The sequence below is a fragment of the Bacillus sp. FSL W8-0770 genome (assembly GCF_038008705.1).
Lineage (GTDB): Bacteria > Bacillota > Bacilli > Bacillales > Bacillaceae_G > Bacillus_A > Bacillus_A cereus.
The window spans coordinates 510,001-529,869 of the sequence record NZ_JBBOZR010000001.1; the positions used below are offsets into that span (position 1 = coordinate 510,001).

A 19,869-nucleotide genomic window follows, 5' to 3' on the forward strand; every position below is an offset into this window, starting at 1 on the left:
TGACACCTGCCCGGTGCTGGAAGGTTAAGGAGAGGGGTTAGCGTAAGCGAAGCTCTGAACTGAAGCCCCAGTAAACGGCGGCCGTAACTATAACGGTCCTAAGGTAGCGAAATTCCTTGTCGGGTAAGTTCCGACCCGCACGAAAGGTGTAACGATTTGGGCACTGTCTCAACCAGAGACTCGGTGAAATTATAGTACCTGTGAAGATGCAGGTTACCCGCGACAGGACGGAAAGACCCCGTGGAGCTTTACTGTAGCCTGATATTGAATTTTGGTACAGTTTGTACAGGATAGGCGGGAGCCATTGAAACCGGAGCGCTAGCTTCGGTGGAGGCGCTGGTGGGATACCGCCCTGACTGTATTGAAATTCTAACCTACGGGTCTTATCGACCCGGGAGACAGTGTCAGGTGGGCAGTTTGACTGGGGCGGTCGCCTCCTAAAGTGTAACGGAGGCGCCCAAAGGTTCCCTCAGAATGGTTGGAAATCATTCGTAGAGTGCAAAGGCATAAGGGAGCTTGACTGCGAGACCTACAAGTCGAGCAGGGACGAAAGTCGGGCTTAGTGATCCGGTGGTTCCGCATGGAAGGGCCATCGCTCAACGGATAAAAGCTACCCCGGGGATAACAGGCTTATCTCCCCCAAGAGTCCACATCGACGGGGAGGTTTGGCACCTCGATGTCGGCTCATCGCATCCTGGGGCTGTAGTCGGTCCCAAGGGTTGGGCTGTTCGCCCATTAAAGCGGTACGCGAGCTGGGTTCAGAACGTCGTGAGACAGTTCGGTCCCTATCCGTCGTGGGCGTAGGAAATTTGAGAGGAGCTGTCCTTAGTACGAGAGGACCGGGATGGACGCACCGCTGGTGTACCAGTTGTTCTGCCAAGGGCATAGCTGGGTAGCTATGTGCGGAAGGGATAAGTGCTGAAAGCATCTAAGCATGAAGCCCCCCTCAAGATGAGATTTCCCATAGCGTAAGCTAGTAAGATCCCTGAAAGATGATCAGGTTGATAGGTTCGAGGTGGAAGCATGGTGACATGTGGAGCTGACGAATACTAATAGATCGAGGACTTAACCATATAATATGTAGCAATGTTATCTAGTTTTGAGAGAACATAAAAAACTTGTTGACTTTTAAAGTAAATAAGTTATAATAATGATTGTCTCAAAAGAATAATGTCTGGTAATGATGGCAGAGAGGTCACACCCGTTCCCATACCGAACACGGAAGTTAAGCTCTCTAGCGCCGATGGTAGTTGGGACCTTGTCCCTGTGAGAGTAGGACGTTGCCAGGCAATATTATTCCGCAGTAGCTCAGCGGTAGAGCTATCGGCTGTTAACCGATCGGTCGTAGGTTCGATTCCTACCTGCGGAGCCATTGGAGAGCTGTCCGAGTTGGCCGAAGGAGCACGATTGGAAATCGTGTATACGTCACAAGCGTATCAAGGGTTCGAATCCCTTGCTCTCCGCCATAGGATTTATAATATTTGGCCCGTTGGTCAAGTGGTTAAGACACCGCCCTTTCACGGCGGTAACACGGGTTCGAATCCCGTACGGGTCACCACTTTGGAGGATTAGCTCAGCTGGGAGAGCACCTGCCTTACAAGCAGGGGGTCGGCGGTTCGATCCCGTCATCCTCCACCATATAAATTTTATATGAATAGTATTATCGCGGGGTGGAGCAGCACGGTAGCTCGTCGGGCTCATAACCCGAAGGTCGCAGGTTCAAATCCTGTCCCCGCAACCAAATGGTCCCGTGGTGTAGTGGTTAACATGCCTGCCTGTCACGCAGGAGATCGCCGGTTCGACCCCGGTCGGGACCGCCATTTTAATAAGGCTCGGTAGCTCAGTCGGTAGAGCAGAGGACTGAAAATCCTCGTGTCGGCGGTTCGATTCCGTCCCGAGCCACCATTTATTTTAATAAAATACGCCGGCTTAGCTCAATTGGTAGAGCAACTGACTTGTAATCAGTAGGTTGGGGGTTCAAGTCCTCTAGCCGGCACCATGTAAGTTTCGGAGGGGTAGCGAAGTGGCTAAACGCGGCGGACTGTAAATCCGCTCCTTCGGGTTCGGCAGTTCGAATCTGCCCCCCTCCACCATTTACATAGGGGCATAGTTTAAAGGTAGAACTGAGGTCTCCAAAACCTCCAGTGTGGGTTCGATTCCTACTGCCCCTGCCAAAATATATTTACACAACATGGCGGTTGTGGCGAAGTGGTTAACGCACCGGATTGTGGCTCCGGCATTCGTGGGTTCGATTCCCATCAGTCGCCCCATTTTTATTTTAAAAATTACAAATAATCTAATGGATACTTACATATAATTAAGTAAGAATTCGATGGGCTATAGCCAAGCGGTAAGGCAACGGACTTTGACTCCGTCATGCGCTGGTTCGAATCCAGCTAGCCCAGCCATTTTTGCGGAAGTAGTTCAGTGGTAGAATACAACCTTGCCAAGGTTGGGGTCGCGGGTTCGAATCCCGTCTTCCGCTCCAATAAATTTTATATGGCGGCATAGCCAAGTGGTAAGGCAGAGGTCTGCAAAACCTTTATCACCGGTTCAAATCCGGTTGCCGCCTTTTCTTTTGTGCCGATGTGGCGGAATTGGCAGACGCGCACGACTCAAAATCGTGTTCCTTCGGGAGTGTCGGTTCGACCCCGACCATCGGTATCATGAACGGCGTAAAAAAGCTCTATACGATTAGTATAGAGCTTTTTTGTTTTCTTTTCATTACATGACAAAATAAGCAGAAAAAATATTGTATATACAATATTTTTTTCGAGTACTCTAGAGAGAATTTCTCCACCCCGGTGACATGAAGTTAAATCCGATACCACCAGTAGATATTAGTACATTATCAACGGTTAAGTTTGTAACCTCTAAAAACTTCTTTTCAAACCCTTCTCTGTTGTACTTATACATAGTTGAGTGGTATGCCCACATATGCGTTGAAGTACTTAACCAGTCCCCTAAATCTTTTAATTTAGGGAACGACTCAAATTGAATTGGTTCATCTAATTTCATGAATCTCACTTGATAGATAGTTGGGTTTAACTTTTCTTCTATCCCTTTAAGACTATGTGCTTTTTTCTCATTTGAATGTGTCATAATTCTCCCTCTCTCTTTTCTTCAAATTTTTCCCTATTTTTATTATACAACAATAGAAAGTAATTATGGGAATATTATGGAAATAGGTGTCAGCAATATAAAAGACTCTAACAGAAATGTTAGAGTCTTTTTGTTAAATTATACTATGTGCTTCTAAAATTCGTAATAAACGTAGGAATTCATGTATAATATAACTTGTCGAAAGAACAAAATGATAGTGATTTATATTATGTCTGTAATATGAATCAAAAATGAACTTTTTATATTTCTTTTAAAAATGTGTTGAACACACATTATATTTCATATTAATATTTTTATGTAGATTTAAAACGGGAAAGAGAGTGGAAAGTATGGGCCGTAAATGGAACAATATTAAAGACAAAAAAGCATCAAAAGATGCAAATACAAGCCGTATATACGCGAAATTTGGGCGTGAAATTTATGTGGCAGCAAAACAAGGCGAGCCAGATCCAGAATCAAACCAAGCGCTAAGAGTTGTATTAGAGCGTGCGAAAACATACAATGTTCCAAGAACAATTATTGATCGTGCAGTTGAAAAAGCAAAAGGCGGTTCAGAAGAAAATTATGACGAGCTTCGTTATGAAGGATTCGGACCAAATGGAGCTATGGTTATTGTAGATACACTTACAAATAACGTAAACCGTACTGCAGCAGATGTACGAGCTGCATTTAGCAAAAACAGTGGTAATATGGGTGTGAACGGTTCTGTAGCTTACATGTTTGATGCGACAGCTGTTATCGGCCTTGAAGGTAAAACATCAGATGAAGTTCTTGAAATTTTAATGGAAGCAGATGTAGATGCACGTGATATTCTAGAAGAAGAAGATTCTGTTATCGTGTATGCTGAACCAGATCAATTCCATGCAGTACAATCTGCACTTAAAGGTGCTGGCGTTGAGGAGTTTACAGTTGCAGAATTAACAATGCTTGCACAAAGTGATGTAACACTTCCTGAAGATGCTCAAGCACAATTTGAGAAAATGGTTGATGCATTAGAAGATTTGGAAGATGTTCAACAAGTTTATCACAACGTAGACTTAGGAGAGTAATACGATAGATGACCCTTTTCGCTTAGCGGATAGGGTCTTTTTTTATGAAGTTAATTAAGGTGATGAAGTATTAAAGGTATTTTGTTGTAGGTAGTGAATATGATTATAGGGATATATAATATTCATTATCTCTAGGAGGCTTAATATGGAACATAAGACACCAAAGCATATAGTTGCTGTAGCAGGTTATTTAACAAATGAAAAAAATGAAGTGTTATTAACAAAAGTGCACTGGCGAGCTGATACGTGGGAGTTGCCAGGAGGACAGGTAGAAGAGGGCGAAGCGCTCGATCAAGCTGTCTGTAGGGAAATAAAAGAGGAAACAGGGTTAACGGTGAAGCCTATCGGAATTACAGGGGTTTATTATAATACCTCTATGCATATTCTAGCTGTTGTTTTTAAAGTAGCATATATAAGTGGTGAAATAAAAACTCAACCTGAAGAGATACAAGAGGCTAAATTTGTTGATTTAAATGAAGAGAACATAGATGAGTATATAACGCGTCCTCATATGAAATCCAGAACGCTTGATGCAATGAGAGCAACACATTTTATTCCGTATGAAACGTGGGAAGTACAGCCGTATAATTTAATAGGAAGATTGTAAAGAAAAGAGTAGCCGATTTGAGATACATTCGAATCACTACTCTTTTTTGTATACTGTTTAAGAAAAAGGTCAAAATAATAATAGCACTAGTATTGATTTGTAGAACGTTTGTTCTGTATAATAAATCTATATGTTATATACATTTAGATTACTAGATAGTCAAAAGTATATATATTTGTAGATGATATAATTAAAGTGTAAAGTGAAAATATAATAGTCTTAAGGGTTTCTCTTTTATTGGTTATTCGTGCTTTAACATAACCTATATTCAATATTTCAGATGAATAGTAGATAAAAAAATACTGTGATACAATACTTTTTTATCCCACTATTTGCTGGGCAGTAAGCCTGATTGATGAGGGCTCATTAAAGTTTCACTTTATACCTTACAATGATGTAAGGTACGTGTAAGAGAAATCGATGGGATATTTTTTTACAACAATGTATTCTTAAAGTAAGAGTTATATGCTGTGTGGAAAAGAGGTGTTCAAGATGAAAGAACGAGTATTATCTAGGGTGAACTATCATCAAAAAGTTGCATTAAATCCAATGACTAAACTTTTTTATAAAGCCATTATATTATTATTATTGTTAAGTTGTACGTTATTATTCATTGGAAATGTAATGATTGAGAAAAGTGATATTAGTAAATTACATGTACCGGCTAAGTTAGAGGTGCCAGAATCATTAACACATGCATTTATTGCGACAGAAGATAAAAGATTTTATCATCATAACGGTTTAGATTATATAGCAATTATTAGGGCCTCAGTTGAGAATATAAAGGCTGGTGGTGTCGTACAAGGAGGAAGCACGATTACACAACAGCTATCTAAAAATGCCTTTTTAACAAATGAACGTACATTTTCTCGTAAGTGGAAAGAGATTTTTTATACGAAAAAAATTGAACGCACATTTACGAAGGATGAAATTTTAAAATTATATGTAAGTAATATTTATTATGGAGAAGGAGCGTGGGGAATTGAAAAAGCAGCAAACCTTTACTTCGGTAAAAAGGTGAACCAATTAACGTTGGCTGAAAGTGCAATGATGGCTGCTGTAGTAAAAGCACCTGCTTATTACTCACCTGCCCAAAACTATGATAAAGCAGTAGAGAGACGAAATGTCGTTTTGAGACTAATGGAGAAAGAAGGCTATATAAGCCATGATGAGTATGTTCAAGCAGTTAGTGAGAAATTAGTAATTCGTCATGATATAAAAATAGAGCAGTCGATGTTAAATAGCGCGCGTAAAAAAGCAGTAAGTTAAGAGAAGTTCCTACAGAGGAGCTTCTTTTTTTGAATAAATTGTGACAAATTGTGACACAATATCGTCACAATTATTGTGTTTTTGTAATTTATGTGAGCGTGTTCATTGCGTGACGTATATAAGTGTTGATATTATGTGTATTGTGTACAATGCTGTATACAGAATATGAATTTAAAGAGGAATGTATATGAAATCAAATAAACTCATGGCTCTTGGTATAGTTTTTTCTATCGCAGTATTGATTGTAATTGGAACAATTGCGTATAGCATCATAAATGACAAAAAAGATAAAGGGAATGAGATGTTTGCTTATTCTACGCAACAATCTTTAGGGAAAGATGATGCTCCAGTTAAGGTAGTTGAATTTGGAGACTTTAAATGTCCTGCTTGTCGTACTTGGGATGTAACAGTATTACCTCGATTAAAAGAAGAGTATATTGATAAAGGCAAAGTGCAGTTATATTTTATTAACTTCCCATTTATCGGAAAAGACTCGGATTTAGGTGCAGCAGCTGGTGAAGCAATTTATAAACAAGATAAAGATTCATTCTGGATTTTCTATGATGAGATTTATCAAAATCAAAAGAAAGATACGGAAGAATGGATTACAGAAGATTTGCTTCTTAGCATTGTGAAAGAGAAACTTCCAAAAGTTGATGTAGAGCAATTTAAGAAAGATTTACACAGTAAAGACATTAAAGAAAAAGTACGTAAAGATTCAGATCGTGCTCAAAAATTAAAAGTTCAAGGTGCTCCTTCTGTATATGTAAACGGAAATCTTGCAAACCCTGATTTCGATAGTATGAAGAAGGCAATTGATAAAGAATTGAAAAAGTGATGAGGTCTCTCATCACTTTTTCGACTTTTTTCGATAAAATTCTTGCCTCTACTTTTTTTACATGCTATACTACTTTACATAAGTTATTCTAATATCTTATATGTAATTCATATTTGCGGGTGTAGTTTAGTGGTAAAACAAGAGCCTTCCAAGCTCTGGTCGAGAGTTCGATTCTCTTCACCCGCTCCAAATTTTATTAAATGTTTTTCTATAAATTGTGATCAACGCAGTGTTTCGTTTCCGAGATAAACGAGGCATTGCGTTTTTTAATGTTTGAAAAACCTAATTACATGCGAAAATAGAAGTAAATAATAGTATTCCAAAAGTGAATTACTAACCAATAGAGTCGTTACATAAGGGATGGATTCATCTGAGGAGGCGATTAAGAGTGGATTTTGAACAATTAAAGCAAGATGTAATTGCGTATAGTAAAACAATTGGCATAGATAAAATAGGCTTTGCGAGTGCTTCTCCTTTTGAGGAATTAAAGCAGCGCTTAATCCAGCAACAACAATTAAATTATCAATCTGGATTTGAAGAGCCTGATATAGAGAAGAGAACGAATCCGCAACTGTTATTACCGGGTGCTAAATCAATTATTGCGATTGCTTTAGCATATCCTTCAAAATTAAAAAATGCACCATTAAGTAAGCGTGGAGAACGCCGTGGGATTTTTTGTCGTGCTTCTTGGGGACAAGATTATCATCTTGTTTTACGAGATCGTTTGCAAAAAGTAGAAGCATATTTAATTGAAAAACTTCCGGATATAGAAGTGAAGTCCATGGTTGATACAGGTGAATTAAGTGATCGAGCTGTATCAGAGCGTGCAGGCATTGGATGGAGCGGTAAAAACTGCTCTATTATTACACCTGAATTTGGTTCGTACGTATACTTAGGGGAAATGATTACAAATGTTCCATTCCCGCCAGATAAGCCGATAGAAGATCAATGCGGGGGCTGTACGAAATGTATCGATATTTGTCCTACCGGTGCTTTAATACAGGGGGGACAGTTAGATTCGAAGAAGTGCATTGCGTTTTTAACACAGACGAAAGGGTTCCTACCTGAAGAATATCGCGATAAAATAGGAAATCGTATATATGGATGTGATACGTGTCAGACTGTTTGCCCGAAAAACAAAGGAATGGATTTTCATAATCATCCTGAGATGGAGCCGGATCCTGAGCTAGTTAAACCATTATTAACGCCACTTTTAACAATTAGTAATCGTGATTTTAAAGAGAAATATGGGATTATGTCAGGGTCATGGAGAGGGAAAAAACCACTGCAAAGAAATGCGATTTTAGCATTAGCACATTTTAAAGAAACATCGGCAATTCCTGATTTAATTGGTGTTATGAAAGATGACCCAAGACCAGTACTACGCGGAACGGCAGCATGGGCACTTGGGAAAATTGGCGGAGATGGAGTAGGCGAAGCGATTGAGAAAGCGATGGAACGTGAGAAAGATGAAGAAGTGCTTCATGAAATGAATCGCGGGCTTGAATTGTTAGCACAGAAAAAAGAGTAGATAATATTTCCCTTTTTCATATTGTAATATGGGAGGGAGACAGAATGGTTGTAAAAACGAAGATTGAAAACCAAGTACAACAATTTTTAGCATATATAACGGAGAAAAGAACGAATGTGGATGGTATTGCTGAGGATTTACTACAAATGGCAATGAGAAAGAAACAATTGTTTCAAAGACGTAGTGCACATATAGTGAAAGCAACTGCGGATGTTTCTTTCATTAGACAATTAAATAGTAATGACCATCAAGAAATTGATTATCAAATACATTTTAAATATTTAATTAAGCATAAAGAATTATTTTATATTGAAGAGGAACAATTAAAACGAAGAGTTTGTTTAAATAATAGTCGGATTATAGGCGATTATGCTATTGAAGTGTCAGAAGAAATTAGAATGGGTGAGACATTAGAAAGGGAAATTACGAAAGAGAAGTACGGTTCTTATCAGTATAATCGTTTAGAGGCAGTGAAATATGCAGAGCGTTGGTGGGATGACCGAAATCCTATGTATCGTAATTTCCCTGATAATTGTACGAATTTCATTTCTCAATGTCTTCATACTGGAGAAGTACCTATGAGCGGATATCCTAATATTCGTAAAGGATGGTGGCAAAGGGAGAATCAGTGGAGCTGGAGCTGGGCTGTTGCACATTCTTTTTATTGGTATTTGTCAGGTGCTACAACAGGACTTCGAGCAGAGGCGGTAGAGAGGCCAGAAGAACTTATTCTTGGAGATGTCATTGCTTATGATTTCGAGGATGACGGAAGATGGAATCATACGACGATTGTAGTAGCAAAAGATGCAGATGGTATGCCGCTTGTAAATGCACATTCAGCGAATAGTCGTCGACGTTATTGGAACTATGAAGACTCTAGTAAATATACACCACAAATGAAATATAAATTTTTTCATATTATTAATGGGTAGAGATTTTTCGCTCAAGTGGTATAATACGTAGTAGACAAAAAACAGAGGTGAATATCGCGTGGGAGTACATGTTGTTTTATATCAGCCAGAAATTCCAGCAAATACAGGGAATATTGCTCGTACTTGTGCAGCAACTGGAACAGAATTACATTTGATTAGACCGCTTGGATTTTCAACGGATGATAAAATGTTAAAGCGTGCAGGATTAGATTATTGGCAGCACGTAAAAATTACGTACTATGATTCAATTGAAGAATTTTATGAAAAAAATAAAGACGGTGAATTCTTCTATTTAACAAAGTATGGCGAGAAAGCTCATACAGCGTTTGACTATAGCAAGCGCGAGAAGGATTACTATTTTGTATTTGGAAGAGAAACAAACGGCTTACCAGCTAATGTAATCGAAGAAAACTTTGATCATTGTTTACGTATTCCAATGACAGATAAAGTACGTTCATTAAATTTATCTAATACAGCAGCAATTTTAATTTATGAAGCGTTCCGTCAACAAAATTACCCTGGATTAGATTTAGAAATCGTTTATTAAAAGTCGCCATATGGCGACTTTTTTTTATAAAATAAAAATAATATATAATCATACATTTAAAAGAGAGGACATAATCATATAGAATGGGATATATGATTAAAAATAGATAAGACGGGTTGAGATAAATATGAAGGAAGAATATAGTAATCAAAATACCTTTTTAAGTATGATAGATATGGATTTAATTAGACAAGGATTATTACATGCTATTCAAGATTTAGTATTCATATTGAAAGTTATTGATAATGAAACGTTTCAATATATGTATGTGAATAAAATAGGAATGGATTATGCTAGGTTAAGCGAAGAGTGCTATGGAAAAACCTTTGCAGAAGTATTACCAAAAGATATAGCGGGGATATTGCAAAGGCAATATGCAAAAGTAGTGAGAGAAGCGAAAGCACACACCTTTTGTGATGTAGTCAATTTACCAAAAGGTGAGATACACTATGAATCTTCACTTAATCCTGTCTGCGACGAAGAAGGAATATGTCAATTTGTTATTTGTATTACAAGAGATATTACAGCTCAAATTGAGGAGAAGACAGAGATAGAGGAAAAACAAATGTTATTTAAGTCGTTACTGGAATATAATAATGACTCAATTATATCTATAGATTCTATAGGGAGAGTTACATATGCAAATCCGGCAACGTATGAAATATTTGGATACCGGTATGAGGAATTAAATAATAAATTTATTTTTGAATTCATTAATAAAGAATATGAAAAAGATTTTCAAATTATATTTAAGGGATCGATGCAAGGAAAAGCAAAACAAATTGTTTCAAAGAAATATGTTCATAAAGAAGGGTACGAGCTATATATTTCTTTGAGAACTATCCCGATTATTGTGAACGGTGAAATTGTTGGGATTTATATTGTTACGAGAGATGTTACAAGGCAAGTATTAAACGAAATGCGAACAGAATATTTAGCTTACTATGACCAGTTAACGGGATTAATGAATAGAATTTCATGTACAAATAAGTTAAATACTTTTTTAAATGAGAGTGTAAATTTTGCACTTGTATTTATAGATTTAGATGAGTTTCATCGTATTAATGATACATTTGGTCATAAAGAGGGAGATAAAGTATTACAAAAAGTTACAGAATGTTTAAGCAATCTAAAAATAGAAGATATGCACTTATTTAGAGAACACGATGATCAATTTGTTATGTTGATAGAAAATATAACGAAAGAATATGTAGAGGAAATTGCAAAAAGCATACTGAAAAATATTAGTGAATATTTTGTAATCGAAGAAGAAGATGTATATTTAAGTGCGTCAATTGGAATTGTAATGGCTCCAGCAGATGGAGAAGATGAAAAAATACTATTTCAGAGAGTCGATGCTGCTTTAGAAAAAGCAAAAGAAAAAGGAAAAGGACACTATCATTTTTATTGTAGTGGATTAGACTGTGAGCGTGAACAAAGGTTTATAATAGAAAACCAGTTGCACCGTGCTATAGAAAAAAATGAATTTTTCTTATATTATCAGCCACAAATTAATATTGAAACGAAAAAAATAGCTAGTATGGAAGCTTTAATAAGGTGGGAGAATAAGGAATTAGGATTTGTTTCTCCAAACCAATTTATTCCGTTGGCAGAAAGAACAGGATTTATTATTAAGCTGGATGAATGGGTAGTAAATCAAGTGTGTCAGCAATTGCGCGAATGGTTAAATAAAGGGTATGATGTGGTCCCAATTGCAGTTAATATTTCAGCTAGACACTTTCGTTCTATTACATTAATAGAGATGATTACACGGGCTTTAAATAAGTACAATGTACCAACTCATTTATTAGCGATAGAGGTTACAGAAGGAGCTCTTATACATAAAGATATATCGAAGAGAGTGTTACTACAATTAAAAGAGAAAAATTTAAAGATTCATTTAGATGATTTTGGAACAGGCTATTCATCTTTAAGTTATTTAAAAACATATCCAATTGATACTTTAAAAATTGATCGTTCTTTTATGGAAGGTATACATATAGATGAACGTGATACGAATATTACAGCTGCAATTATTCATTTAGCTCATACTTTAGAATTAAATGTAATTGCAGAAGGAGTAGAAAAAAAGGAGCAAATACAGTTTTTGAAAGAAAAGAATGTGAAGCTTGTACAAGGCTATTATTATAGCCGACCACTATCCAAATATGATATGGAAAATATGTATTATAAATAAAAAATGATGTGCTAAAAGCACATCATTTTTTATGTGTACCTGGTTTGTCATTGTAACCGGATGTAAAAATAGCTGTAAGAAATGTGAGTGATACACCTAAAATTAATAATAATTTCATACTAATATCCTCCTTACTTTTTTCGGTTCATGAGTTTTATTTATTACCCAAAATGTATGTAAGGTTCTTAGAAGAAAAGAATTTATTTATAATGAATAGCAGTGTAAAAATGTTAATACCTATATTATACAGAATTTTCTTTGAATTTTGGAGAGAATTTTAGTGTGCTATTATATATTTCGTTTTGATTTAAAGAATGTTTAAGGACATCCTAGCATACCTTTTATAATAATCCGATTGAACAAGGAGATGGGGGAGGAGCTATAATGGATATTCTAAAAAAGATTGAACAGCATCGAGCAGCAGAAGAACGTTTACAATGGGAAGGTACGTTTGCGGAGTATTTGGAGCTTGTGAAAGAAAGACCATGGGTGGCTCAAACAGCACACTCTCGCATTTACAATATGATAAAAGATGCTGGAATTGAAGAAGTTGATGGTAGAAGAAAGTATAACTTCTTTAGTAATCAGCTCTTTGGATTAGAGGATGCTCTAGAACGTCTTGTAGAGGAATATTTTCATCCATCTGCAAAACGATTAGATGTTAGAAAAAGAATTTTATTATTAATGGGTCCTGTTAGTGGAGGGAAATCAACGTTAGTTACAATGTTGAAACGAGGATTAGAAACATATTCAAGAACAGATCGCGGAGCAATTTTTGCAATTAAAGGATGCCCAATGCACGAGGATCCACTGCATTTAATTCCACATCATTTACGAGATGATTTCTTTGATGAGTATGGGGTTAGAATTGAAGGGAATTTATCACCACTAAATGTCATGCGTTTAGAGCAAGAATACGGATCAAGAATTGAGGATGTAGTTGTAGAGCGTATTTTCTTCTCTGAAGATCGCCGTACAGGGATTGGTACATTTAGCCCGTCTGATCCAAAATCACAAGATATTGCAGATTTAACAGGTAGTCTGGATTTTTCTACGATTGCAGAATATGGTTCAGAATCAGATCCGCGTGCGTATCGATTTGATGGAGAATTAAATAAGGCAAACCGAGGAATGATGGAGTTCCAAGAGATGTTAAAATGCGATGAGAAGTTTTTATGGCACTTATTATCACTTACGCAAGAAGGGAATTTCAAAGCGGGAAGATTTGCGCTTATTTCAGCAGATGAATTAATTGTAGCGCATACGAATGAAACAGAGTATCGCTCATTTATAGCAAATAAGAAAAATGAGGCATTGCACTCAAGAATTATTGTAATGCCAGTTCCTTATAATTTACGAGTAAGTGAAGAAGAACATATTTATGAAAAAATGATTCGTGAAAGTGATGTATCGAATGTTCACATTGCACCACACACACTTCGCGTTGCAGCAATGTTCACCATTTTAACTCGTTTAAAAGATCCGAAGCGTCCGGATATTGATTTAATTAAAAAGATGCGTTTGTATGATGGAGAAACGGTAGAAGGTTATAATGCGATTGATGTAGAAGAATTACAACGCGAATATCAAGATGAAGGTATGAAGGGTATTGATCCTCGTTATGTCATTAACCGAATTTCGTCTACAATCATTCGAAAAGAGGTACCATCTATTAACGCGTTAGATGTACTTAGATCTTTAAAAGATGGGCTAGATCAGCATCCATCCATTAGTAATGAAGACCGTGAACGTTACATGAACTTCATCTCATTAGCGAGAAAAGAATACGATGAAATCGCGAAGAAAGAAGTACAAAAAGCGTTTGTTTATTCATATGAAGAATCAGCTAAGACGCTTATGGATAATTACTTAGATAACGTCGAGGCGTACTGCAATAAATCGAAATTACGTGATCCGTTAACAGGAGAAGAAATGAGTCCAGATGAAAAATTAATGCGCTCAATTGAAGAGCAAATTGGAATTTCAGAAAATGCTAAGAAAGCGTTCCGTGAAGAGATTTTAATTCGCATTTCTGCTTATGCCCGTAAAGGAAAACGCTTTGATTATAATTCACATGAACGTCTTCGTGAAGCGATTCAGAAAAAACTATTTGCTGATTTAAAAGATATAGTGAAAATTACAACGTCAACGAAAACGCCGGACGAAAATCAGCTTAAGAAAATCAATGATGTTGTTGCGCGTTTAATTGATGAGCATGGCTATAATTCTTCTTCAGCAAATGAATTACTACGCTATGTAGGTAGCTTGTTAAACAGATAGTTTGATAACAAAACGCTGTCTCTTGTATTTTGCGGGACAGCGTTTTATTATCCGTTCATATGTGTATAAAGTGTCATACCTTGTCCAAATGTAATAAATTAAGATGCAATTTTATGAATTTATTGTCAATTATTTTTACAATATGCATATGATAGAGTAACCAACCATTCATACGAAAAAAGCCAACACAATACAATATGTTGCAAAGTAAAAATATGTGCAACAATGCATTGTGTTTCTTTCTTATCAGTGGCTGAATATTTCTTTCTATTATGTGAGTGGCAAAATTTTGTTTAGGATGCTCGGGGTATTGTATGAAAAACGTTATAAATGTTTATGGGATGATTTTCTGTGGGCAGTTACCTTTCAAACATTCTAGCTTGGACATTACAGAACAAAATTTATAGATTGCTGTTCATACAGGAAGACAATTACAGTAAGGAGGGAAAGGAATGGGCGAAGAAAATCAACCAAATTATACGATTTCACAGGAAAACTGGTCCCTCCATCGCAAAGGATATGACGACCAACAGCGCCATCAAGAAAAAGTACAAGAGGCAATTAAGAATAATTTACCCGATCTTGTAACAGAAGAAAGTATAGTTATGTCTAATGGCAAGGATGTTGTAAAAATACCAATTCGTTCTCTAGATGAATATAAGATTAGATACAATTATGATAAAAATAAACATGTTGGGCAAGGAAACGGTGACAGCAAAGTTGGTGATGTCGTTGCGAGAGATGGATCAGGTGGTCAAAAACAAAAAGGGCCAGGAAAAGGGCAAGGAGCAGGAGATGCAGCTGGGGAAGATTACTATGAAGCTGAAGTCTCTATTTTAGAATTAGAGCAAGCGTTTTTCAGAGAGTTAGAACTGCCTAATTTAAAGAGAAAAGAAATGGATGAAAACCGGATTGAACATGTTGAATTTAATGACATTAGAAAAACAGGATTATGGGGAAATATCGATAAGAAAAGAACAATGATATCCGCATATAAACGAAATGCAATGAGTGGTAAAGCATCTTTTCATCCAATTCACCAAGAAGACTTAAAGTTCCGCACTTGGAATGAAGTATTAAAGCCAGATTCAAAAGCTGTTGTATTAGCGATGATGGATACGAGTGGATCGATGGGAATATGGGAGAAATATATGGCACGTAGCTTCTTTTTCTGGATGACAAGATTTTTACGCACAAAGTATGAAACAGTAGATATTGAATTTATTGCCCATCATACGGAGGCAAAAGTAGTTCCAGAGGAAGAGTTTTTCTCAAAAGGAGAAAGTGGCGGAACGATTTGTTCTTCTGTATACAAAAAAGCACTCGAACTTATCGATAATAAATATTCACCAGACCGCTATAATATTTATCCATTCCATTTTTCAGATGGTGATAATTTAACATCAGATAATGCTAGATGTGTAAAACTTGTTGAAGAGCTAATGAAGAAGTGTAATATGTTTGGGTATGGGGAAGTGAATCAGTACAACCGCCATAGTACACTCATGTCAGCCTATAAAAATATTAAAGATGAAAACTTTAGATACTATATTTTAAAGCAAAAAGCAGACGTATTTCATGCGATGAAAAGCTTTTTTAGAGAAGAATCAGGTGAGAAAATGGCATAACCTCTTTTAAAGAGGTTCTTTTTTTGTAAACTTTTTATTTTTCTAGTTGACAATGATAATGAAAATCATTATCATTTATTCGAGAAATGATTACATTTCGAATTATATATTTCGGAGGAGATGTAAAGTTGAAACAAAATAAAAGAAAACGTATAAATGCAATGATTATAGCGGCAGCGTTATCACTTCCGTTTGCTGTTTATTCAACACCTGCTTTAGCGGCAGTAGCAATTGAGGCGAATAAAACTGGACAAGGTTTAGAAGATGGTACATATGAAGCTGTTATTAAAGCGTATAAAGATAAAACGAATGAAGAGTCTATGGCAGCTGTTTATATAAAGGATCCGAAATTAACAATTGAGAATGGAAAGAAAATTGTAACAGCAACATTAAGTGATAGTGATTTCTTTCAATACTTGAAAACAGAGGATATTCATACTCCAGGTGTGTTTCATGATGTGAAAGTAATATCAGAAGATAAAAAGAAAAATGGAACGAAAGTGATTCAGTTTGAAGTAGGGGAATTAGGAAAAAGGTATAATATGCGAATGCATATTTATATTCCAACAATGACCTATGATAATAAGTACCAAGTACAGTTTGAAGTAAATACATTGAATTTAGAGAACAATGTTCCAGAAAAACAAAAGGAAAATAAAGAGGATAAAGTGGATCAACAAGATGGAATTGGAAATGTAATAGTAGATAAGCAACTACAAAGGCATATTAATAAATATAATTTGAATAGAGAAAATCTAGATACCCCAATAACTAAGGAAGATTTATTAAAAGTTAAATCTTTAATAGTCGTTGAAGCTAAAAATAAAGGAATACAAGACGTAAGCGGTCTAGAATATATGACGAACTTAGAAAACTTAACTTTGGAAGAAGTTAAGTTAAAAAATATAAAATTTATCTCGGAATTGAGACAATTAAAATCATTAAGTATAACCTATGGTGAACTTGAAGATATTGGACCTTTGGCTGAGTTAGAGCATATTGAGTTTTTAACTTTGAGAAACAATAAAATCTCAGATTTAAGCCCATTAAGCCAAATGAAGAAGATTAAAATGCTAGATTTAAATAGTAATTATATAAAAGATATTAAACCATTATTTACAGTGAAATCTTTAAAGACTTTGACTGTGGCAAATAATCAAATTAGTAATGATAACCTTGCTGGAATTGAGCAATTGAAAAATGTAAAAAACTTATCTTTAAGTAACAATGGACTTACGAATATTGAACATATTACATCAATGAAAAAATTAGTAGAGTTAGATCTTGCTAAAAATGAATTAGAAAACATCGAACCTTTATCAAGATTATCTACTGTACAATCACTTAATTTAGAAGAAAACTATATTTCAGATATAACGCCACTTAGTCACTTAACAGACTTATATGATTTAAAGCTAGGTTCAAATGAAATTCGTGATGTTAGACCTGTTCAAGAGCTAGGAAAAAGAATATATATCGATATTCAAAGACAAAAAATCTTTTTAGATAATGTAGAAAAAGATAAGGAAGTTAAAATACCTATTTATAATTTACTAGGAGAGCCACTTGATACTATTCAATTGAAGAGTGAAGATGGGATAGTTAATAATGGTTCTGTTAAATGGGGGACTACTGGTGAAAAAACATACGAATTTACGTTGGATATAAAGCCAGAAGAGAACCGTATTAAGTTTAATGGAACAGTAATTCAAAATGTTGTTGAAAGATTAGACGAAATCAAGGAAACAATAAAAGAGGATAATGAACAAAAGGAAAATGTAATTCTCGATAAAACTTTACAACAACATATTAATAAAGAGAATTTAGGTAGAGAGAATTTAAACGCTCCTATTACAAAAGAAGATTTATTACAGATTAAAAAATTAGAGATACTTAAAGAAAATGGAAATGAGATAAAAAATATAACAGGTTTAGAGTATATGAAGAACTTAGAAAAACTCACTTTAGAAGGAGTAGGCCTGAAAAATATTGAGTTCATCTCAAACTTGAAACAATTGAATAATGTGAATGTATCTCATAATCAAATTGAAGATATAACACCACTATCTTCATTGGAAAATTTACAGTGGTTAAATCTTACAGATAATCGTATTAAAGATGTAACGGTTCTTGGATCAATGCTAGACTTACTTAGTTTAAAATTAGCTGAAAATGAGATTCGTGATGTAAGGCCATTAATACAATTAGGTCAGTGGATAACAATTGATGTTAGAAGGCAAAAGGTCATTTTGGATGATGTAGAAATAAATAAAGAAGTGAAAATTTCTGTATATGATTTAGAGGGAGAGCCAATTGAAAAAATTACACTAAAGAGTGAAGGTGGAACGCTTACTGATGAGGGAATCATTTGGCGTACTTTAGGAGAAAAAATATATGAATTTGATTTAGATGCAGATCATTATGAGACTGGCATATTATATAGTGGCATTGTAATGCAGAATATAGTAGAAAAATTAATACCAAAAGAAGAAGTGAAAGAACCGGTAAAAGAAGTTGAAGGAACAAAAGAAGTTGAAGAAGCGAAAGAACCAAAGAAAGAAGTAAAAGAATCAGCAACAGGATTGGATCAAGAGCCAAAAGGGAATAATCAAGTTGTTGAAAACGAGGGAAGAAAAGCAGACACTTTAAATAAACAACATACTAATAAGCCAGAGGAAGGCAAGAAATTTTTACCATCAACAGGCGGTGAAGCTAGCACTTCGACTTTACTTTCTGGCATAACACTTGTTCTTTCCGCACTAAGTATGTTCGTATTTAGAAAGAGATTATTTAAGAAATAAATAACGTTTAATCTTATTATTATATATAATTAATTTTTACTTTTTTGAGAAGACATTATCATGGCGGTTTTATTAGAAACATGCATATGATGATGTCTTTTTTTACTAGAGAAGGATATTACTAGTGATTGTCTAAGTGTATTAGAAAAGGAGGGGAAGTTATGCATATTAATTCTATTTCAAAGATCGAAGAAGCTGCAGAATTTATTTCGATGATGAATAAAGATATTACGCAGCATGTTGGTTATGCGGGGAAAATCATGAAGAAATATTGGACGCTATTCTTCATGGTTTTTCTGATATAGGGTGGGAGAAGTCTTTTGTCGTTTCTTATAATGATAATAATGAAATTGTAGGTGTATTAGGATTTGATATAGATGAGATAAGCGAAAGTGCGGAGATTTGGGGGCCTTTTATTATAGCTTCGAATTGGGGAGAGATTGCTTTAAGTATGTGGAAGAAACTTATCGAGAAAATTCCACTTCATATTCAAAAGTTTCATGGATTTTATCACGTGAAAAATAGTAATGGTATCGACTTTATGAAATATTTACAAGCTAAAAAACAAGAGAAACATAGCGTTTTAATTTTAAAGAAAACTAATGTGGAGCAATGTACAATAAATCAAGTAGAGGAAGCATCTCAACAAGTATTTGAGCAGTTTATTGTTTTACATAATAATATTTTTCCTAATACATATTATGAAGGAAATGAAATCATTGAACGTTTAAGTGATACGAATAAATTATTTGTAAGTATGAAGAATGGTAAGTTAGAAGGTTATGTATATGTTGAAGTAAATCCGGAGTTTCATGAAGCGAATATTGAATTTATTGCAACCGCTGAAAATAGTAGAAGAAAAGGTGTCGGAGAGCGGATATTGCAAGGGGCAATTCAGTATATTTTCTCTTTCCAAGGGATGAGAGAGATAGTACTATGTTTGAATACGAATAATGATCGTGCGATGAAATTGTACAAGAAAGTAGGTTTTGAGGAAAAAGCATGTTTACAACACTATATAATAGAGTGAAAAACCCATTCATATGAATGGGTTTTATTACGGATTT

The 19,869-nt window shown here is 35.4% G+C and carries 12 protein-coding genes, 16 tRNA genes, 2 rRNA genes and 1 pseudogene (1 of these 31 only partly in view); 30 read left to right on the plus strand and 1 reads right to left on the minus strand.

The window, feature by feature from the left end:
• The 17 genes from NST27_RS02645 to NST27_RS02725 form a co-directional block, all read left to right on the plus strand.
• A 23S ribosomal RNA gene (locus NST27_RS02645) occupies positions 1-1,073 on the plus strand; it begins 1,849 nt to the left of the window's first position.
• A 100-nt stretch (positions 1,074-1,173) separates the two neighbouring features.
• Positions 1,174-1,289 (plus strand): 5S ribosomal RNA (gene rrf / locus NST27_RS02650).
• 8 nt (positions 1,290-1,297) lie between these two features.
• Positions 1,298-1,372, plus strand: a tRNA-Asn gene (locus NST27_RS02655).
• Between the two features lie 2 nt (positions 1,373-1,374).
• Positions 1,375-1,466 (plus strand) — tRNA-Ser (locus NST27_RS02660).
• Positions 1,467-1,483: 17 nt separating this feature from the next.
• Positions 1,484-1,558: transfer RNA gene (locus NST27_RS02665), tRNA-Glu, on the plus strand.
• Between the two features lie 4 nt (positions 1,559-1,562).
• Positions 1,563-1,638: transfer RNA gene (locus NST27_RS02670), tRNA-Val, on the plus strand.
• A gap of 26 nt (positions 1,639-1,664) precedes the next feature.
• Positions 1,665-1,741: transfer RNA gene (locus NST27_RS02675), tRNA-Met, on the plus strand.
• Between the two features lie 3 nt (positions 1,742-1,744).
• Positions 1,745-1,820: transfer RNA gene (locus tag NST27_RS02680), tRNA-Asp, on the plus strand.
• A 9-nt stretch (positions 1,821-1,829) separates the two neighbouring features.
• A tRNA-Phe gene (locus NST27_RS02685) sits at positions 1,830-1,905 on the plus strand.
• 18 nt (positions 1,906-1,923) lie between these two features.
• Positions 1,924-1,999 (plus strand) — tRNA-Thr (locus tag NST27_RS02690).
• Positions 2,000-2,009: 10 nt separating this feature from the next.
• Positions 2,010-2,093, plus strand: a tRNA-Tyr gene (locus NST27_RS02695).
• Positions 2,094-2,100: 7 nt separating this feature from the next.
• A tRNA-Trp gene (locus NST27_RS02700) sits at positions 2,101-2,174 on the plus strand.
• 20 nt (positions 2,175-2,194) lie between these two features.
• Positions 2,195-2,270 (plus strand) — tRNA-His (locus NST27_RS02705).
• Between the two features lie 63 nt (positions 2,271-2,333).
• A tRNA-Gln gene (locus NST27_RS02710) sits at positions 2,334-2,408 on the plus strand.
• Positions 2,409-2,413: 5 nt separating this feature from the next.
• Positions 2,414-2,488, plus strand: a tRNA-Gly gene (locus tag NST27_RS02715).
• A 13-nt stretch (positions 2,489-2,501) separates the two neighbouring features.
• Positions 2,502-2,572 (plus strand) — tRNA-Cys (locus NST27_RS02720).
• Positions 2,573-2,582: 10 nt separating this feature from the next.
• Positions 2,583-2,664 (plus strand) — tRNA-Leu (locus tag NST27_RS02725).
• A 117-nt stretch (positions 2,665-2,781) separates the two neighbouring features.
• Here the strand turns inward: NST27_RS02725 and NST27_RS02730 are convergent.
• Positions 2,782-3,102 (minus strand): DUF3884 family protein, encoded by a 321-nt coding sequence (locus NST27_RS02730; protein WP_000149818.1) that lies wholly within the window; start codon positions 3,100-3,102, stop codon positions 2,782-2,784.
• A 350-nt stretch (positions 3,103-3,452) separates the two neighbouring features.
• Between NST27_RS02730 and NST27_RS02735 the strand changes: the two genes are divergently transcribed.
• The 13 genes and pseudogenes from NST27_RS02735 (at position 3,453) to NST27_RS02795 (ending at position 19,832) form a co-directional block, all read left to right on the plus strand.
• Positions 3,453-4,172, plus strand: coding sequence for a YebC/PmpR family DNA-binding transcriptional regulator (locus tag NST27_RS02735; protein WP_000532952.1), 720 nt, complete (start codon positions 3,453-3,455; stop codon positions 4,170-4,172).
• A 145-nt stretch (positions 4,173-4,317) separates the two neighbouring features.
• Entirely contained in the window at positions 4,318-4,779 is a 462-nt protein-coding gene (locus tag NST27_RS02740) for an NUDIX hydrolase (RefSeq protein WP_000400456.1), read from the plus strand.
• Positions 4,780-5,271: 492 nt separating this feature from the next.
• Positions 5,272-6,048 carry a transglycosylase domain-containing protein gene (locus tag NST27_RS02745; RefSeq protein WP_000664715.1) on the plus strand — a complete coding sequence of 259 codons (777 nt, stop codon included), beginning with the start codon at positions 5,272-5,274 and terminating at the stop codon, positions 6,046-6,048.
• Between the two features lie 187 nt (positions 6,049-6,235).
• Positions 6,236-6,886, plus strand: coding sequence for a DsbA family protein (locus tag NST27_RS02750; protein WP_000841306.1), 651 nt, complete (start codon positions 6,236-6,238; stop codon positions 6,884-6,886).
• Between the two features lie 115 nt (positions 6,887-7,001).
• Positions 7,002-7,075 (plus strand) — tRNA-Gly (locus tag NST27_RS02755).
• A 199-nt stretch (positions 7,076-7,274) separates the two neighbouring features.
• The gene (gene queG, locus NST27_RS02760; protein WP_047385573.1) at positions 7,275-8,417 is read left to right on the plus strand and encodes a tRNA epoxyqueuosine(34) reductase QueG; all 1,143 of its coding nucleotides are present in this window, start codon (positions 7,275-7,277) and stop codon (positions 8,415-8,417) included.
• 44 nt (positions 8,418-8,461) lie between these two features.
• Positions 8,462-9,349, plus strand: a complete 888-nt coding sequence (locus tag NST27_RS02765; protein ID WP_000260594.1) for an amidase domain-containing protein — start codon at positions 8,462-8,464, stop codon at positions 9,347-9,349.
• 58 nt (positions 9,350-9,407) lie between these two features.
• On the plus strand, positions 9,408-9,896 hold the full coding sequence (gene trmL, locus NST27_RS02770) for a tRNA (uridine(34)/cytosine(34)/5-carboxymethylaminomethyluridine(34)-2'-O)-methyltransferase TrmL (protein ID WP_000538147.1): 489 nt from the start codon (positions 9,408-9,410) through the stop codon (positions 9,894-9,896).
• A gap of 127 nt (positions 9,897-10,023) precedes the next feature.
• Complete coding sequence (locus tag NST27_RS02775) at positions 10,024-12,093, plus strand: sensor domain-containing protein (protein WP_000657167.1); 2,070 nt, start codon at positions 10,024-10,026, stop codon at positions 12,091-12,093.
• Positions 12,094-12,477: 384 nt separating this feature from the next.
• Complete coding sequence (locus NST27_RS02780) at positions 12,478-14,373, plus strand: PrkA family serine protein kinase (RefSeq protein ID WP_000353273.1); 1,896 nt, start codon at positions 12,478-12,480, stop codon at positions 14,371-14,373.
• Positions 14,374-14,825: 452 nt separating this feature from the next.
• Entirely contained in the window at positions 14,826-16,001 is a 1,176-nt protein-coding gene (gene yhbH, locus NST27_RS02785) for a sporulation protein YhbH (RefSeq protein WP_000503518.1), read from the plus strand.
• Between the two features lie 128 nt (positions 16,002-16,129).
• On the plus strand, positions 16,130-18,802 hold the full coding sequence (locus NST27_RS02790) for an NEAT domain-containing protein (protein WP_047385575.1): 2,673 nt from the start codon (positions 16,130-16,132) through the stop codon (positions 18,800-18,802).
• 161 nt (positions 18,803-18,963) lie between these two features.
• Positions 18,964-19,832 (plus strand): annotated as a pseudogene (locus NST27_RS02795) (GNAT family N-acetyltransferase).
• Positions 19,833-19,869: the final 37 nt, after the last annotated feature.

What these genes read in the sequence shown, in the direction of transcription:
- NST27_RS02750 (WP_000841306.1), top strand. Translation starts at nt 6,236, where the DNA reads ATGAAATCAAATAAACTCATGGCTCTTGGTATAGTTTTTTCTATCGCA.
- NST27_RS02775 (WP_000657167.1), top strand. Translation starts at nt 10,024, where the DNA reads ATGAAGGAAGAATATAGTAATCAAAATACCTTTTTAAGTATGATAGAT.
- NST27_RS02735 (WP_000532952.1), top strand. Translation starts at nt 3,453, where the DNA reads ATGGGCCGTAAATGGAACAATATTAAAGACAAAAAAGCATCAAAAGAT.
- NST27_RS02730 (WP_000149818.1), bottom strand. Translation starts at nt 3,102, where the DNA reads ATGACACATTCAAATGAGAAAAAAGCACATAGTCTTAAAGGGATAGAA.
- NST27_RS02765 (WP_000260594.1), top strand. Translation starts at nt 8,462, where the DNA reads ATGGTTGTAAAAACGAAGATTGAAAACCAAGTACAACAATTTTTAGCA.
- NST27_RS02740 (WP_000400456.1), top strand. Translation starts at nt 4,318, where the DNA reads ATGGAACATAAGACACCAAAGCATATAGTTGCTGTAGCAGGTTATTTA.
- NST27_RS02780 (WP_000353273.1), top strand. Translation starts at nt 12,478, where the DNA reads ATGGATATTCTAAAAAAGATTGAACAGCATCGAGCAGCAGAAGAACGT.
- yhbH (WP_000503518.1), top strand. Translation starts at nt 14,826, where the DNA reads ATGGGCGAAGAAAATCAACCAAATTATACGATTTCACAGGAAAACTGG.
- NST27_RS02745 (WP_000664715.1), top strand. Translation starts at nt 5,272, where the DNA reads ATGAAAGAACGAGTATTATCTAGGGTGAACTATCATCAAAAAGTTGCA.